Origin of the sequence: Dietzia sp. DQ11-71, from assembly GCF_014144995.1 — a bacterium.
Taxonomy (GTDB): Bacteria; Actinomycetota; Actinomycetes; order Mycobacteriales; family Mycobacteriaceae; genus Dietzia; species Dietzia kunjamensis.
In genome coordinates this window covers 1-1263 of sequence record NZ_JAALDT010000353.1, presented here as the reverse complement: position 1 = coordinate 1263, position 1263 = coordinate 1, and the positions used below count along the sequence as shown (strand labels likewise).

The 1263-nt window shown below is 72.2% G+C and carries 2 protein-coding genes; one reads left to right on the top strand and one right to left on the bottom strand.

The window, feature by feature from the left end; all coding sequences use genetic code 11:
* Positions 1–867 (bottom strand): NAD(P)/FAD-dependent oxidoreductase (locus G6023_RS12450; RefSeq protein WP_182635782.1); only part of this gene is annotated, 867 nt, incomplete at its 3' end.
* Between the two features lie 208 nt (positions 868–1075).
* On the opposite strand from G6023_RS12450, the gene G6023_RS12445 reads away from it, so the two are divergent.
* On the top strand, positions 1076–1263 hold a 188-nt coding region (locus G6023_RS12445), incomplete at its 3' end, for a hypothetical protein (RefSeq protein WP_182635780.1).

Genomic DNA, 1263 nt, shown 5'->3' with positions numbered 1-1263 from the left:
GCTGGTCAGCTGCATCGCGTTGACGGTGAGACCGCCCTCGTCGTCCAGCTCGCAGCCCAGGGACGTCGCGAGCTCGTTCGTCGGGTGGTGCGCGTAGGAGAAGAACACCTTCGACCCCGCGATCACCCTCCCGTCCGCGAGCCGGACCCCCTCCAGCTGGCCGGGGTCGCCGACGAGCTCCCGGGCGACGCCGTCGATCACCTCGATGTCGTGCTCCGCGCAGGCGGCCCGCTGATCGTCGTCGAAGACCGGGTCGGAGTCGCTCTCGGTGACGATGACCACCTCCGACGCCCAGTCCAGCAATTCGGACGCGTAGGCGGGCACATGCGCGCCCACGCCGAGCACGATGATCCGCCGGCCGGCGGCGGTGAGGCCGTCGCAGGCGGGACAGTGGTGCACGTCGACCCCGTAGTGGTCGTCGATCCCCGCGAGGTCGGGTAGCCGGTCGCGCACGCCGGTGGCGAGGATGATCCGCCTGGCGGTGACCGTGACGGGGTTCTCGTCACCACCATCCGTTGTGGCGCCGGGTGCGATTCGGGCGACGAACCGGTCGTCGGATTCCCTGACCAGGTCGGTGACGACTCCACCGAGTCGTCGGACGGTCGGGTACTCGCGAAGACCCTCGTCGACGTCGGCGTAGAACTCGGCGGGTGTGGTGGGGCCGGTGCCGAGCATGCCGTGGATCCGCTGCGCCGCGAGATTGCGCTGGCACCCGGCGTCGACGAGCAGGGTGGAGCGCTGATACCGGCCGACCCAGGTGGCGGCCGACAGGCCCGCCGGGCCCCCGCCGATCACCAGGACGTCCACGGCCTCCGGCGGGTGGTCGTCCACGGCGTCGGACCCGGGGTCGGTGGGGGCGTCGGTCATGGCTCTCCGATCGGGAAACGGGTGATGCCACCCTACGAAAACCGGTGCCGACCGACCACCGGCCCGCCCCCGGAGTGATCGGACCCGGAGGCGCGGGCGGTCGATGGACGGAACTAGAACCGGTGTTAGGCTCCTCCGGATGTTCCGGGCGGCCTCTGGGCCCTCCCGGACACCGCCGTCATCCCACCTCACCGCCCCGGGAGAGTCCATGAGGTCTGTCGCCACCGCCCTGATCGTCGTCGCGGGCGGGGCGGTCGTCGCCGGGGTCTCCGCACGTCGCGCAGCGGTGGCCTCCGGCGAGGCCGAGCCTGCGGTGGCCACCGTCCGGAACGCCGTGGCCACCGCGCGGGAGACCGTGCGTAGGCGGATCCGGCAACGCGCCGAGGTGACCGTACC